12 protein-coding genes are annotated in these 14488 nt (G+C 68.0%); 8 read left to right on the top strand and 4 right to left on the bottom strand.

Annotated features, from left to right (window positions below; all coding sequences use genetic code 11):
- Nucleotides 1–740 (top strand): heavy metal translocating P-type ATPase (locus R6V09_RS28770; protein ID WP_317884359.1); only part of this gene is annotated, 740 nt, incomplete at its 5' end.
- Between the two features lie 932 nt (nucleotides 741–1672).
- On the opposite strand, the gene R6V09_RS28765 is transcribed toward R6V09_RS28770, so the two are convergent.
- A complete protein-coding gene (locus R6V09_RS28765) occupies nucleotides 1673–2962 on the bottom strand; it encodes a citrate synthase (RefSeq protein ID WP_317884358.1) in 1290 nt (429 codons plus the stop codon).
- 180 nt (nucleotides 2963–3142) lie between these two features.
- Entirely contained in the window at nucleotides 3143–5431 is a 2289-nt protein-coding gene (gene recD2 / locus R6V09_RS28760) for an SF1B family DNA helicase RecD2 (protein ID WP_317884357.1), read from the bottom strand.
- A 162-nt stretch (nucleotides 5432–5593) separates the two neighbouring features.
- Here recD2 and R6V09_RS28755 point away from each other — a divergent pair, with 162 nt between their 5' ends.
- Nucleotides 5594–6448, top strand: a complete 855-nt coding sequence (locus tag R6V09_RS28755; protein WP_317884356.1) for an inositol monophosphatase family protein — start codon at nucleotides 5594–5596, stop codon at nucleotides 6446–6448.
- Nucleotides 6449–6468: 20 nt separating this feature from the next.
- Complete coding sequence (locus tag R6V09_RS28750; protein ID WP_317884355.1) at nucleotides 6469–7734, top strand: hypothetical protein; 1266 nt, start codon at nucleotides 6469–6471, stop codon at nucleotides 7732–7734.
- Nucleotides 7735–7742: 8 nt separating this feature from the next.
- On the opposite strand, the gene R6V09_RS28745 is transcribed toward R6V09_RS28750, so the two are convergent.
- Together R6V09_RS28745 and R6V09_RS28740 are read right to left on the bottom strand one after the other, a co-directional pair.
- Nucleotides 7743–7937, bottom strand: a complete 195-nt coding sequence (locus R6V09_RS28745) for a DUF397 domain-containing protein (RefSeq protein ID WP_317884354.1) — start codon at nucleotides 7935–7937, stop codon at nucleotides 7743–7745.
- Between the two features lie 8 nt (nucleotides 7938–7945).
- The gene (locus R6V09_RS28740; RefSeq protein ID WP_317884353.1) at nucleotides 7946–8797 is read right to left on the bottom strand and encodes a helix-turn-helix domain-containing protein; all 852 of its coding nucleotides are present in this window, start codon (nucleotides 8795–8797) and stop codon (nucleotides 7946–7948) included.
- 236 nt (nucleotides 8798–9033) lie between these two features.
- On the opposite strand from R6V09_RS28740, the gene R6V09_RS28735 reads away from it, so the two are divergent.
- From R6V09_RS28735 to R6V09_RS28715, 5 genes are all read left to right on the top strand, one after another.
- Nucleotides 9034–9447, top strand: coding sequence for an ATP-binding protein (locus R6V09_RS28735; protein ID WP_317884352.1), 414 nt, complete (start codon nucleotides 9034–9036; stop codon nucleotides 9445–9447).
- A 274-nt stretch (nucleotides 9448–9721) separates the two neighbouring features.
- Entirely contained in the window at nucleotides 9722–10759 is a 1038-nt protein-coding gene (locus tag R6V09_RS28730; RefSeq protein ID WP_317884351.1) for a LacI family DNA-binding transcriptional regulator, read from the top strand.
- A complete protein-coding gene (locus tag R6V09_RS28725; protein ID WP_317884350.1) occupies nucleotides 10756–12285 on the top strand; it encodes a sugar ABC transporter ATP-binding protein in 1530 nt (509 codons plus the stop codon). The genes R6V09_RS28730 and R6V09_RS28725 overlap by 4 nt, the downstream gene beginning before the upstream one ends.
- Nucleotides 12275–14233, top strand: a complete 1959-nt coding sequence (locus R6V09_RS28720) for an ABC transporter permease/substrate-binding protein (protein ID WP_317884349.1) — start codon at nucleotides 12275–12277, stop codon at nucleotides 14231–14233. The genes R6V09_RS28725 and R6V09_RS28720 overlap by 11 nt, the downstream gene beginning before the upstream one ends.
- Before the next feature lie 47 nt (nucleotides 14234–14280).
- The coding region (locus R6V09_RS28715) for a PfkB family carbohydrate kinase (RefSeq protein WP_317884348.1) at nucleotides 14281–14488 on the top strand (208 nt) is incomplete at its 3' end.

The raw sequence follows: 14488 nt of genomic DNA, 5'->3' as shown, positions 1-14488 counted from the left end.
TGCTGCCGTCGGCCGAGCACTTCGAGAACGTGCCCGGGCGTGGCGTGCGCGGGCGCGTGGAGGGCCGCGAGGTGGCCGTGGGGCGCCTTTACGACACCCTCCCCGAGGAGTTGACCCGAGCCGCCTCCGAGGCCGAGAGCCGCGGTCGTACGGCCGTGGTGGTCGGCTGGGACGGAGTGGCGCGCGGGGTCGTCGCGGTCGCCGACGCGGTCAAGGAGACCAGCGCCGAGGCCGTACGGGAGTTGCGCGCGCTCGGGCTCACCCCGGTGCTGCTGACCGGCGACAACCGCGCGGTCGCGGAGGCGGTGGCCGCGGCGGTCGGCATCGATGCCGATCAGGTCAACGCCGAGGTGCTGCCCGAGGACAAGGTCGACGTCGTACGACGGCTGCAGAGCGAGGGGCGGACCGTCGCGATGGTGGGCGACGGGGTCAACGACGCCGCCGCGCTCGCCACCGCCGACCTGGGGCTCGCGATGGGCACCGGGACGGACGCGGCGATCGAGGCGAGCGATCTGACGCTGGTGCGCGGGGACCTGCGGGTGGCCGCGGACGCGATCCGGCTGTCCCGGAGGACGCTCGGCACCATCAAGGGCAATCTCGTATGGGCTTTTGGATACAATGTGGCGGCGCTTCCGCTGGCCGCCGCGGGCATGCTGAATCCCATGATCGCGGGGGCCGCGATGGCCTTCTCCTCGGTGTTCGTGGTCTCCAACAGCCTGCGACTTAGGACATTTCGCTGAAGTTCCGCAAAGTTACCGGGAGTTACGGGAAGCCGAAGTAAGAGTCCCTCTAGAGACCGACGACGGCCTCACATAAGCTCTTCACAAGGCTCGTGCATCATCCTTACGCTGGGGCCCCGACCGCGACATCGGGGCTCTTGCGCATCTAACGGACATATGCAAGAGACGCAGATCACAGTGATGTGAACGTAACCATCGAAGGGGTTCGAAGGTCTAAGTTGACGATGTCAGTAAGCGTCTTGGGGGGCGCGAACTGGCATCTGAGGATGTCTTGGGGGACTTCCTCAGAGATGCGTTGCCGGGACACGTACACCGGGGAGCTTTGAGCGGCCCTCCCGTCGTGCGGTGTCCCGGCAGATCGCACACATCACTGGCTCCACCCAGTAGTACGAGGAGTTTTGCTCGTTCTGCTCAACGAAGCCCAGATTCATCGGGCTTCGGTACGACAGCGATTCAGGCGCTGGTTCTCACAGGCGCCCGGCCGGATCCCGTGGGGGGAATCCGCACCGGGACATGGGAAGGCGCCCTGTACGCCGGCCCGTGGGGGGACCGTCGGCAGGGCGCCTTCTTCCCACCCCTCTTTTTTCGAGCTCGGTTCGCCTCCGGGGCGCAAAAGTCGGTGTCGAGAGCGCGATCGTGCTCGACCCTGCGGGCCTCCGCGCGTTCGCGCTCTCGACACCGACGCGCCCCTTCGGCTCACTCGCCGCGTTGGGCGAGGGAGTTGAAGGGGCGCGGTCTTGTCGTGGTCCGGAGTTTTGCAGTGGCGCAGTGCTCCGGAGTTGTTGCTGCGCTGCAGCGCCCCTTCTCTTAGGGACGCCGGGCACTGCCGCTTTTAGGGGCGCGGGGCTGTGACACGTGCGGCTCCGCCGCGCGGGCGCGACCAGCCCCCACCGGGCCCGCGGTAAACGAACTACGCGGACCCAGCGGAGCGATCAGCGACCCTCGACCGGCACGAAGTCCCGCTCGACAACCCCCGTGTAGATCTGACGCGGGCGCCCGATACGAGAACCCGGCTCCTTGATCATCTCGTGCCACTGGGCGATCCAGCCCGGGAGGCGGCCCAGGGCGAACAGGACCGTGAACATCTCGGCCGGGAAGCCCATGGCCCGATAGATCAGGCCGGTGTAGAAGTCGACGTTCGGGTAGAGGTTGCGCGACACGAAGTAGTCGTCGGACAGCGCGTGCCCCTCCAGCTTCAGCGCGATGTCCAGCAGCTCGTCGGACTTGCCGAGGGCTGAGAGGACGTCGTGCGCGGCAGCCTTGATGATCTTGGCGCGCGGGTCGAAGGACTTGTACACCCGGTGGCCGAAACCCATCAGGCGGACGCCGTCCTCCTTGTTCTTCACCTTGCGGATGAAGGAGTCGACATCGCCGCCGTTGGCCTGGATGCCTTCCAGCATCTCCAGGACCGACTGGTTGGCGCCGCCGTGCAGCGGGCCCCACAGCGCGTTGATACCGGCCGAGATCGAGGCGAACATGTTGGCCTGCGAGGAGCCGACGAGGCGGACCGTGGAGGTCGAACAGTTCTGCTCGTGGTCCGCGTGCAGGATCAGCAGCTTGTCGAGCGCGGAGACGACGACCGGGTCGAGGTCGTACTCCTGGGCCGGGACCGAGAACGTCATGCGCAGGAAGTTCTCGACGTAGCCGAGGTCGTTGCGCGGGTAGACGAACGGGTGGCCGATCGACTTCTTGTACGCGTACGCCGCGATCGTCGGAAGCTTGGCGAGCAGCCGGATCGTGGAGAGGTTGCGCTGCTTCTCGTCGAACGGGTTGTGGCTGTCCTGGTAGAAGGTGGACAGCGCCGAGACGACCGACGACAGCATCGCCATCGGGTGGGCGTCGCGCGGGAAGCCCTTGTAGAAGTTCTTGACGTCCTCGTGCAGCAGGGTGTGCTGCGTGATGTCGTTCTTGAACACGGTGAGCTCGTCGACGGTCGGCAGCTCGCCGTTGATCAGCAGATAGGCGACCTCCACGAAGGTGGAGCGCTCGGCCAGCTGCTCGATCGGGTAGCCGCGGTACCGGAGGATGCCCTCCTCACCGTCGAGGTAGGTGATGGCGGATTTATAGGCGGCGGTGTTCCCATAACCGCTGTCCAGCGTCACCAGACCGGTCTGAGCACGGAGCTTCCCGATGTCGAAGCCCTTGTCGCCGACGGTGCTGTCGATCACCGGGTAGGTGTACTCGCCGTCGCCGAACCGCAGTACTACAGAGTTGTCGCTCACGTCATCCCTCACCGACGTTGTGCCTCTTCTTCGAGGTTGCCCTGACTGTCTCTACCATCCCCCATTTGGCGCAGGAGAGTGCACTCGGGGTCGACCATTGGGCCTATCGGCGGCACTCAGTGCCGCCAACCTGTTCATCCTGCCCCCTCCACCCCGGCATCTGGAAGTGCTGTGTGACCTTCATGACTCATTTGATCGATCATTTTTTACGGTCAGTCTGAAGTCCAGTGCCGTGCAGCGCCGCCCGGCCGACACGGTACGCACGGCCTGGCCGATGGCCTTGCGCGATCCGACCAGCACGACCAGCTGTTTGGCCCGGGTCACGGCCGTATACAACAGGTTCCGCTGGAGCATCATCCACGCGCTCGTGGTGACCGGGATCACCACCGCCGGATACTCACTGCCCTGCGAACGGTGGATTGTCACCGCATACGCGTGCGCCAGCTCGTCCAGTTCATCGAATTCGTACGGAACCTCCTCGTCCTCGTCCGTCAGCACCGTGAGGCGCTGGTCCACCGGGTCGAGTGAGGTGACGACGCCGACCGTGCCGTTGAAGACGCCGTTCTCGCCCTTCTCGTAGTTGTTGCGGATCTGGGTGACCTTGTCGCCGACCCGGAAGACCCGGCCGCCGAACCGCTTCTCGGCGAGGTCGGGCCGACCGGGCGTGATCGCCTGCTGCAGCAGTCCGTTGAGGTTGCCCGCGCCCGCCGGTCCCCGGTGCATGGGCGCGAGCACCTGCACGTCCCGGCGCGGGTCGAGCCCGAACTTGGCCGGAATCCGGCGCGCCACCACGTCCACGGTGAGCCGGCCGACCTCCTCCGTGTCGTCCTCGACGAAGAGGAAGAAGTCCTTCATGCCGTCGGTGACGGGGTGTTGGCCGGAGTTGATCCGGTGCGCGTTGGTGATCACGCCGGACTGCTGGGCCTGGCGGAACACGCGCGTGAGGCGTACGGCGGGGATCGGGCCGCCGTCGGCCAACAGGTCGCGCAGCACCTCGCCGGCGCCGACGCTGGGGAGTTGGTCCACGTCTCCGACGAAGAGGAGATGGGCTCCTGGGGGTACGGCCTTGACCAGCTTGTTGGCGAGGAGGAGGTCGAGCATGGAGGCCTCGTCGACCACGACCAGGTCGGCGTCCAGGGGGCGGTCCTTGTCGTAGGCCGCGTCGCCGCCGGGCTTGAGTTCCAGGAGGCGGTGGACAGTTGAGGCCTCGGCGCCGGTGAGTTCGGCGAGGCGTTTGGCGGCGCGGCCGGTGGGGGCGGCGAGCACGACCTTGGCCTTCTTGGCGCGGGCCAGTTCGACGATCGAGCGCACGGTGAAGGATTTTCCGCAGCCCGGACCGCCGGTGAGGACGGCCACCTTCTTGGTCAACGCGAGCTTGACGGCGGCCTCTTGCTCGGGGGCGAGCTCCACGCCTGTCTTCCCCTTGAGCCAGCCCAGCGCCTTGTCCCAGGCCACGTCGTGGAAGCCGGGCATGCGGTCCGCCGCCGTGTGCAGCAGGCGGCGGAGCTGGGCGGCGAGGGAGAGTTCGGCGCGGTGGAAGGGGACGAGGTAGACGGCGGTGACGGGTTCCGAGTCGCCGCCGGGCCCGGGGACCTTCTCCCGTACGACACCGGGGTCGCCCCCCGACTCCTCGTCCGGGAGGGCGAGTTCGGCGAGGCACTCGATGACGAGCCCGGTGTCGACTTGCAACAGCTTCACCGCGTCGGCGATGAGCCGCTCCTCGGGGAGATAACAGTTGCCCTGGTCGGTGGCCTGCGAAAGGGCGTACTGGAGGCCTGCCTTGACGCGCTCCGGGCTGTCGTGCGGGATGCCCACGGACTGGGCGATCTTGTCGGCAGTGAGGAAGCCGATGCCCCAGACGTCGGAGGCAAGGCGGTACGGCTGGTTCTTGACGACGGAGATCGACGCGTCGCCGTACTTCTTGTAGATGCGCACGGCGATGGAGGTGGACACCTCGACGGTCTGGAGGAAGAGCATGACCTCCTTGATCGCCTTCTGCTCCTCCCAGGCGTCGGCGATCTTCTTGGTGCGCTTGGGGCCGAGCCCCGGGACCTCGATGAGGCGCTTGGGCTCCTCCTCGATGACCTGGAGGGTGTCCATGCCGAAGTGCTGGGTGATGCGGTCGGCGAAGACGGGGCCGATGCCCTTGACGAGGCCTGAGCCGAGGTAGCGGCGGATGCCCTGGATGGTGGCGGGGAGGACCGTCGTGTAGTTCTCCACGGTGAACTGCTTGCCGTACTGGGGGTGTGAGCCCCAACGGCCCTCCATACGGAGGGATTCGCCGGCCTGGGCGCCGAGGAGTGCGCCTACGACGGTGAGGAGGTCTCCGCCGCCTCGGCCTGTGTCTACGCGGGCGACCGTGTAGCCGTTCTCCTCGTTGGCGTAGGTGATGCGTTCCAGGACGCCTTCGAGGACGGCGAGGTGCCGCTCGCCTGTGGGGTTCCCCGGATTCGCCGACTGGTTGGACATGGGTCGACGGTACCGGGAGGGTGTGACAGGGGGCTGACGGTCTTTCTGGTGCCTCGGCGTCCGGCCGTCTTCCAGGGCTGGTACTGCTGTGCCAAGGTTGCCGTAGCGCCCTTGGAGTCCAGGGGCGCTCAGTCGTCTGTTCGAGCCGCTGGAGGGTTCTTGATGTCCGTCGCCCCGCTGTGGGACGAGCTCACCGAACGGCTGCTTCCAGTCTTCACCACCTACCGCAGCCACCTCGCTGATCTTCCTGTCGAGGTCAAGGCGGACAACACTCTCCTCACGGAGGCGGACGTCGCCGTGCAGCGGATCATCGTCGACGCGATCCGGGCCACAGAACCCGACGCCGCGATCATCGCCGAGGAGGACGAGCGGCAGGGGCCTCGGGAAGAGGTGGCGCGTGCCGGCGGCCGAGTGTGGGTGATCGATCCCATCGACGGCACCGCGGAGTTCGTCCAGGAGAAGCGGGTCGAGTTCTGTTCGGTGGTCTGTCTGCTGGAGGACTGGCAGCCGGTGTCGGCCTTCGTCCTCGCCCCGGAACTCGGTTCGGGCGGCACACCGATCGTCGTGACCGGAGACGCACGTACACGCCGTCTCACTCTCGACGGCGCCGTCATCGAGCCTCCCTCCGATCCACGCGAGGACCGGTGGCTCTCCGCTACTCGCAGTGCCGGAGCCCTTCCTCGGGACTTCGACCGGGCGGCCGAGGAGACGGGCTTCCTTCTGAAGACCCGCACTACGTCCCAGACGCTGGACATGGTCCGCGCGGCCGTCGACCTCAGTGGGCGAACCGCCCCCTCGCTGCCCCCGTTCGAACTGTTCTGGCGGCGCAGGCAGAAGGTGTGGGACGGGATCGCGGGCCTCTGCCTCGGCGCGGCAGCGGGCCTGCGTCACTGTGCCGAGGACGGCGAACCGCTTCCCCTCACCCCATCCTTCCTCAGCCGGGCCGAGCCGGTCTTCGCCTCCACGGTCATGGGACGGCCGGACATCGTCTCCTGGTTCCTCGACTCACCCCACTGACGACGCGAAGCGGCCGGTCGATGACACAGCGGAACACCGACGTCCTGTTGGACGTCACGTCCTTCATCAGCGCGGAGGATTTCCTCCTGGCCCAGAACAGGGCCGAGCAGCCAGCCGATCCCTTCGCACGGCAGTGCTTCGTGGAGATCGTGCAGTCACTCATCTTCATGTCCCGGGTCCATGTGGCTCACCCGATCCTGCCGACGCCGCGCCCCGAGGACTTCGGCGAACGCCCGCTGCTCCTGCGTGAACTCATGCGGACCGGTCTGACCCATGCCCTACAGGCCGACACCGGCCAGCAGCGACGCACAGCGGACCTGGTGGACGCCGCGCTGCTCGACCTCCAGAGCGTGCACGGCATCACCAGCATGGCGCGCTTCGTCGAGCAGGCGTTCACGATCGACCGCGCCAGCGCCGGTTCGCAGACTTCGCTGTCCGGCCGGTTACGGAACTGGAGTGCTTTCCAGGAACAGAAGGTCCGCAACAGCAGCGGTCACCATTCCGACCGCATACCCACCCGCGACGGGGTGGAGGAGGACGGCTTCGGTGACTGGGCGCGCGCCGCAGCCGTCATCCTCGCCGGACCGTTGCGTGACATCACGGCCCCCGGCCAGGGCAAGTACCTCATGGCCACACTGGCCAGAGGCATGAAGTACCAGGCCCGGGCGGAAGCAGCCGAGATCACCTACCAGTCGCATCCGCTCCGCAGGGACTTCTCCCTGACGTTCGACCTCACACTCGATGGCGCGGGCGACGCCGCCGTGCTCGACATCATCCAGGCCGTACGCGGCATCCACGACACCCTCAGCCGCGCGGCCCGCCAGGGCGACGCCCATCGGCTACGCCTGCTCGAACTCGAACTGCCCCTGCTGGGCGGCAGGTTGTGGGAACCCGGTGAGACCGGCCGGCTCGACGACAGACGCTGGATCGCCCTCATCGTCCGGCGGATACTCGAGTACCGCGAGCGAGCCGCGGACCTTCGTCACGCCGTCGAACGCTGCGTCACCGACGAGGACCAGTTACGGCTCGCCCGGGACATCGAAGGGGTGAAGCACCAGCTCCTCGACCGCCTGGGCCTGCGCAGGGCCGAAATGTCCGCTGTGGAACAGGAGTTGGTCAACTCGGTGGCATCTGTCACGCAGGTGGCGACAGGCGTCCCGGCCGTCAGTGGGCTGTGGTTCGGAGCGCGGACGCTGGGCAAGCAGTTCACGTTCGTGGGGGCACAGCCGTTCCAGCGCTTCCTGTACAAGGAGTTCATCAGCGCGTGGAAGCGGGCGGGCCGCTGACGGGCAGGTCAGCAGAGAGGCTGACGCTTCAGCGCTTCGACGAACGCAGTGAAGGCAGGGGCCGGGAAGGTGAGGGTCGCTCGGGCCGGGGTCTTGGAGTCGCGTATGGCTATGCGGGTGGGGCGGTTGGCGATCTCCACGCAGGAGTCACCGTCGCCCGCGCCGGAGTAGGACGACTTGCGCCAGTTGTCGATGGGGTCCATGGGGTGCCTCACAGCTCTTTGGCCAGCCTGTGGATGAAATCACGCGACTGTTCGGGATCAAGTGACACGGTTTCCACTTTACGAAAGAGCGTTCGGAAGACGCCTAGTTGGGCCTCGGAATCGATGAACGCCGCTCCATGGGGCCCATCGCGTACGACCGTGTCCAGCCTGGCCACAGCTTCGCCTGCCAGCATCATGGCCGTCCATGATCCGCCGAATCCGTCAAGGTCGAAGGGGATCACACGCACGGTGACGTGATTCGCCTCGGAGGATTCGACGAGGTGGGCGAGCTGGGCTCGTGAGGCCGGCCGGTCGCCGACCCGGATACGCAGCGCGGCCTCATGGATCACAGCCTCGTACGGAGTGGGATCGGATCCCTCGATGACCCCCTTGCGTTGCATCCGATGCCTGACCCGCAACTCCAGCTCCTCGTGAGGGAGTTCAGGGACCCTGTAGGCGTAGAGGGCGCGAGCGTAGGCCTCCGTCTGGAGCAGGCCCGGGATGTAGAGGAACTGGATCTCCCGCAGGGACACCGCGTGCTGTTCCAGTTCGGCCAGGTCGCGGAACGGCGTTGGCAGCAGTCCTCGGTACTCCTCCCACCAGCCACGGGTCCGGTCCGTCGCCATGGCCACCAGCGCCGAGATCAACTCCTCGTCGGTGCACGCATAGTGGACAGCAAGGCGGCGCAGCCGCTTTTCGCTCACGCCCGCAAGGCCCGCCTCGATCTGACTGATCTGCGGAGGGCTCACGCCGAGCAGCGTCGCCGCCTCACGGGCTGAGAGGCCAGCCGAGTCGCGGAGCCTGCGCAACTCGACCGCCAGCCGCAGCTGACGCGCCGTCGGCTCGCCCCTCAGTGCCATTGACCGCTCCCCTCAACGCGCCTGGAGGCGCGACTCGTTCGAGGGTCAGGCTACGCGATCGGCTTGCGAAGTCTTAATGGTTAAGTCTACCGTCGGTGACGCGACGCACACGCTGCGGAAATGCCGGGACACCGGAAGCGCACCACTCCGTCCTGCCAGGACGGCTGTGGCACTGCCACCGCCCGCGACACCCCCGCAGTCCTCCGAACTCCCCACCACCGAACCGGAGTTGACGCATGCCCGAAAACCCGCCCACCCCCTGGGAGTACTGCCTCCACATCCCGAACGACCTGCGTGCCGTCACCGTCAGCCGTCGCACTCTCCGGCTGATCCTCACCATGCACGGTCTGATCCGGCTGGCGGACACCGCCGAGCTCCTCGCGACCGAGCTGGTCGCCAATGCCGTACAGCACACGAAGGGGCCCGCCGCGCTGCGCGTGGGCTGGACGGTAGGGGTGCTGCGGCTCGGAGCCTGGGATGCCGACCCCGAACCGCCTGAGCCGCCAAGGCCGTTGGAGGAACTCGGTGACGCGGAGGACGGGCGCGGTCTCGCGCTGGTCCAGGCCTGCGCCGACCAGTGGGGCTGGCAGCCGCTGTCCCGGAACGGCAACCGGGGGAAGCTCGTATGGTGCGAGCTTGCCGCGGCTTGAGGTGATCGCCGGGGCCTTCGAGCTTGGGCGGCGCGGCCCGAGCCCCCCAGGGAACCCTCTCGCAAAAGTGTGACACTTCAGCACCAAGTGTCACACTTTTCCGGGCACACCCCCTCCCGGCGCCAAGCCCCTTCGCGCACCCCCACCCACCACACCCACCCCCCGGAGCCGGCCCGACCCCGTTCATCACAATCCGGTCACACCCCCTTGTTAACTCGCATGTAATCGATTCCAATCCTCCATGTAATCGATTCCACGAGGAGGTGGAACGGCGATGGCGAGCATCAAGGACGTCGCCGCCGAGGCCGGGGTCTCCGTGGCCACGGTGTCGCGGGTGCTGAACGACCATCCGTCGGTCAGTGCCGACGCACGCACGCGCGTGCTGGCCGCCGTAGAGGCGCTGGACTACCGTCCGAACGCCGTCGCCCGGTCGCTGCGCACCGATCAGACCCGCACCCTCGGGCTGGTCATCAGCGACGTGCTGAACCCTTACTTCACCGAGCTGGCCCGCTCCGTCGAGGAGGAGGCCCGCGCGCTGGGATACAGCGTCATCATCGGGAACGCCGACGAGCGGCCCGAGTTGCAGGACCACCACGTGCGGACGCTGCTGGACCGTCGTATCGACGGTCTTCTGCTCTCCCCCACCGACGGCGGCTCCGCCGCGATGCTGGACGCCGCGCGTGCGGGCACGCCGATGGTGTTCGTGGACCGGTGGATCCCGGGCGTGGACGTGCCGGTCGTGCGGGCCGACGGGCGGGCCGCCATCCGGGATCTCGTCGCGCATCTGCACGGGCTCGGGCATCGCCGGCTCGCCATCATCGCGGGGCCTGCTGCTACTACCACCGGCAGTGAGCGCGTCGCGGCCTTCCGGGACGCGCTCGCCGAGTACGGGATTCCCCTCCCGGACGCCTACATCGGTCAGGGTGACTTCCAGGCCGAGAGCGGGCGGCGGGTCACCGAGGGCTTCCTCGATCTGCCCGAGCCGCCCGAGGTCGTGTTCGCCACCGACAACCTGATGGCGCTCGGCGCCCTGGACGCCGTGCGCGCGCGTGGGCTGCGGGTTCCCGAGGACCTCGCGCTGGCCGCGTTCGACGACATCCGCTGGTTCGTGCACACCGATCCGCCGATCACCGCCATCGCCCAGCCCACGGGCGAGTTGGGGCGGGCCGCCGTGCGCGCGCTCGTCGATCAGATCGAGGGGCGGGCACCGCAGTCCGTCACCCTTCCCGCCCGGCTGGTCGTACGCCGCTCGTGCGGTGAGCCGGGCCCCGCGCAACCCCCTGTTGGAACTGTTCGAAGGAGCAAGTCGTGAGCAACGACGACGAGTTGCTGCGCATCGAGGGCATCCGCAAGACCTTCCCCGGTGTCGTCGCGCTGGACGGCGTCGACTTCGATCTGCGCCGGGGCGAGGTCCATGTGCTGCTCGGTGAGAACGGTGCCGGCAAGAGCACCCTCATCAAGATGCTCTCCGGTGCCTACCGTCCCGACGGCGGTCGCATCCTGGCCGGTGGCGAGGAGGTGCGCATCCACAGTGCGCAGGACTCCGCGCGCCTCGGGATCGCCACCATCTACCAGGAGTTCAACCTCGTTCCCGATCTGACGGTCGCCGAGAATATTTTTCTGGGGCGGCAGCCGCGTCGCCTGGGGATGATCGACCGGAAGCGGATGGAGGCCGACGCCGCCGTTCTGCTGGAGCGGGTGGGGGTCAATGTGTCTCCCCGCGCGCGGGTGCGTGAACTCGGTATCGCGCGGCTGCAGATGGTCGAGATCGCGAAGGCGCTCAGCCTCGACGCGCGTGTGCTGATCATGGATGAGCCGACCGCCGTGCTGACCTCCGAAGAGGTCGAGAAGCTTTTCGCCATCGTGCGGCAACTGCGCGCCGACGGGGTCGGGATCGTCTTCATCACCCACCACCTGGAGGAGATCGCCGCCCTCGGTGACCGCGTCACCGTCATCCGGGACGGGAAGTCCGTCGGGGAGGTGCCTGCCACGACACCTGAGGACGAGCTCGTACGGCTGATGGTCGGGCGATCCATCGAGCAGCAGTATCCGCGTGAACGGGCCGACACCGGCGCCGCGTTGCTCTCCGTCGAGGGGCTCACCCGGGACGGTGTCTTCCGCGACATCAGCTTCGAGGTGCGGGCCGGTGAGGTCGTCGGTATCGCCGGGCTCGTGGGGGCGGGTCGTACTGAAGTCGTACGGGCTGTCTTCGGGGCGGACCCGTACGACCAGGGGGCCGTGAAGGTCGGCGGCTCCGCGTTGCGCGGGCACGACGTCAACGCGGCCATGGCCGCCGGGATCGGGCTCGTGCCCGAGGACCGCAAGGGACAGGGGCTCGTGCTCGACCAGTCCGTGGAGGAGAACCTCGGGCTCGTCACCATGCGGGCCGCCACCCACGGCGGGCTCGTAGACCTCAAGGGGCAGCGGGTCGCCGCCGCGCGGATCGCGAAGCAGCTCGGCGTGCGGATGGCCGGACTCGGGCAGCAGGTACGGACGTTGTCCGGCGGCAACCAGCAGAAGGTCGTCATCGGCAAGTGGCTGCTGGCCGACACCAAGGTGCTGATCCTCGACGAGCCGACGCGCGGGATCGACGTCGGCGCCAAGGTCGAGATCTATCAGCTCGTCAATGAACTCACCGCCGCCGGTGCCGCCGTGCTCATGATCTCCAGTGATCTGCCCGAAGTCCTCGGCATGAGTGACCGGGTGCTGGTCATGGCCCAGGGGCGCATCGCCGGCGAACTCTCCGCCGACCAGGCCACGCAGGACTCCGTGATGGCACTCGCCGTCAGCACACCGACCCAAGCAACTACCGCTGTGGAGGGCCACCGTGGCCACTGACACGCTCAAGAGCACTCCGGGCGCGAGTGGCGCCTCGGGGATCCGCCGACTGCTGCTGGACAACGGGGCGTTGACCGCGCTCATCGTCCTCGTCATCGCCATGTCGGCGCTGTCCGGCGACTTCCTGACCACCGACAACCTCCTCAACGTCGGGGTCCAGGCGGCCGTCACCGCCATCCTCGCCTTCGGTGTCACCTTCGTGATCGTCTCGGCGGGCATCGACCTGTCGGTCGGTTCGGTGGCCGCTCTGTCCGCCACCGTGCTCGCCTGGAGCGCCACGCAGCACGGCGTCCCGGTCTTCCTCGCCGTGATCCTCGCGATCGCCACGGGCATCGCGGCCGGTCTCGTCAACGGTTTCCTCATCGCCTACGGCAAACTGCCGCCGTTCATCGCGACGTTGGCGATGCTGTCGGTGGCGCGCGGGCTGTCGCTGGTCATCTCGCAGGGCTCCCCGATCGCCTTCCCCGACTCGGTCTCGCACCTCGGTGACACGCTGGGCGGCTGGCTGCCGGTGCCGGTCCTCGTGATGATCGCGATGGGGCTGATCGCCGCCTTCATTCTCGGGCGGACGTACATCGGCCGGTCCATGTACGCGATCGGCGGCAACGAAGAGGCCGCGCGGCTCTCGGGGTTGCGCGTCTCCAAGCAGAAGCTCGCGATCTACGCCCTGTCCGGTGTCTTCGCCGCCGCCGCGGGCATCGTCCTCGCCTCCCGGCTCTCCTCCGCGCAGCCGCAGGCCGCCGACGGCTACGAGCTGGACGCCATCGCCGCGGTCGTCATCGGCGGCGCCTCCCTCGCAGGCGGCACCGGCAAGGCGTCCGGCACCCTGATCGGCGCGCTGATCCTCGCGGTGCTGCGCAACGGCCTCAACCTCCTTTCCGTGTCGGCCTTCTGGCAGCAGGTCGTGATCGGTGTCGTCATCGCGCTGGCGGTCCTGCTCGACACCGTGCGCCGCAAGGCGGGCGCAACTCCCGCCGCCGGTACGGGTGTTGGTGGCGGCGGTGGCGGAAAGGGCCAGCAGGCGACGACGTACGCGCTCGCCGCCGTCGTCACCGTCGCGATCGTCGGCGCGACCTCCTTCCTGCACAACGACTCCTCTACGACGTCCAAGCCCAAGCTCGGTCTGTCGCTCTCCACGCTCAACAACCCGTTCTTCGTGCAGATCCGGTCCGGTGCGCAGGCCGAGGCGAAGAAGCTGGGCCTGGACCTCACGGTCACGGACGCCCAGAACGACGCCTCCCAGCAGGCCAACCAGCTGCAGAACTTCACCAGTTCCAACTACGGCGCGATCATCGTCAACCCGGTGGACTCGGACGCGGCGAGCAACTCCGTGAAGGCCGCCGACAAGGCGAAGATCCCGGTGATCGCGGTCGACCGCGGCGTCAACAAGGCGGCCGTCGACACGCTCGTCGCCTCCGACAACGTCGTGGGCGGTGAACTCGCCGCCAAGACCGTCGCCGAGAAGCTGGGCGGCAGCGGCAAGATCGTCATCCTCCAGGGCCAGGCGGGTACTTCGGCGGCGCGCGAGCGGGCCGAGGGCTTCGCCAAGGGGCTGAAGGCCTACCCCGGTATCCAGGTCGTCGCCCAGCAGCCCGCCGACTTCGACCGCACCAAGGGCCTCGACGTGATGTCGAACCTGCTCCAGGCGCACCCCGACGTCCAGGGCGTCATCGCGGCCAACGACGAGATGGCCCTCGGCGCCATCAAGGCGCTCGGTTCCAAGGCGGGCAAGTCGGTCTCGGTCGTAGGCTTCGACGGCACGCCCGACGGGCTGACCGCGGTCAAGCAGGGCACGCTGTACGCGTCCGTGGCACAGCAGCCGAGCCAGTTGGGCAAAATCGCCGTGGACAACGCGCTGCGCGCGGCTCAGGGCAAGAAGGTGGAGACGACGGTGAAGGTGCCGGTGAAGGTGGTCACCAAGGAGAACGTGGCCGGCTTCACCGGCTGACAGCGGACAGGTCACCACACCAAGTCACCACTGTGGGGAGTCACTTCATGTACGACTACGACCTGCTGGTCGTCGGATCGGCCAACGCCGACCTCGTGATCGACGTCGAGCGGCGGCCGGCCGCAGGCGAGACGGTCCTCGGTTCCGACCTGGCCGTCCACCCCGGCGGCAAGGGCGCCAACCAGGCGGTCGCCGCGGCACACGCGGGCGCCGACGTCACCATCATCGGAGCGGTCGGCGACGACGCCTACGGCG

Origin of the sequence: Streptomyces sp. W16, from assembly GCF_033194735.1 — a bacterium.
Classification (GTDB): Bacteria; Actinomycetota; Actinomycetes; order Streptomycetales; family Streptomycetaceae; genus Streptomyces.
Note: the sequence above shows the minus strand (reverse complement) of the source record. Positions and strands in the feature narration are given on the sequence as shown.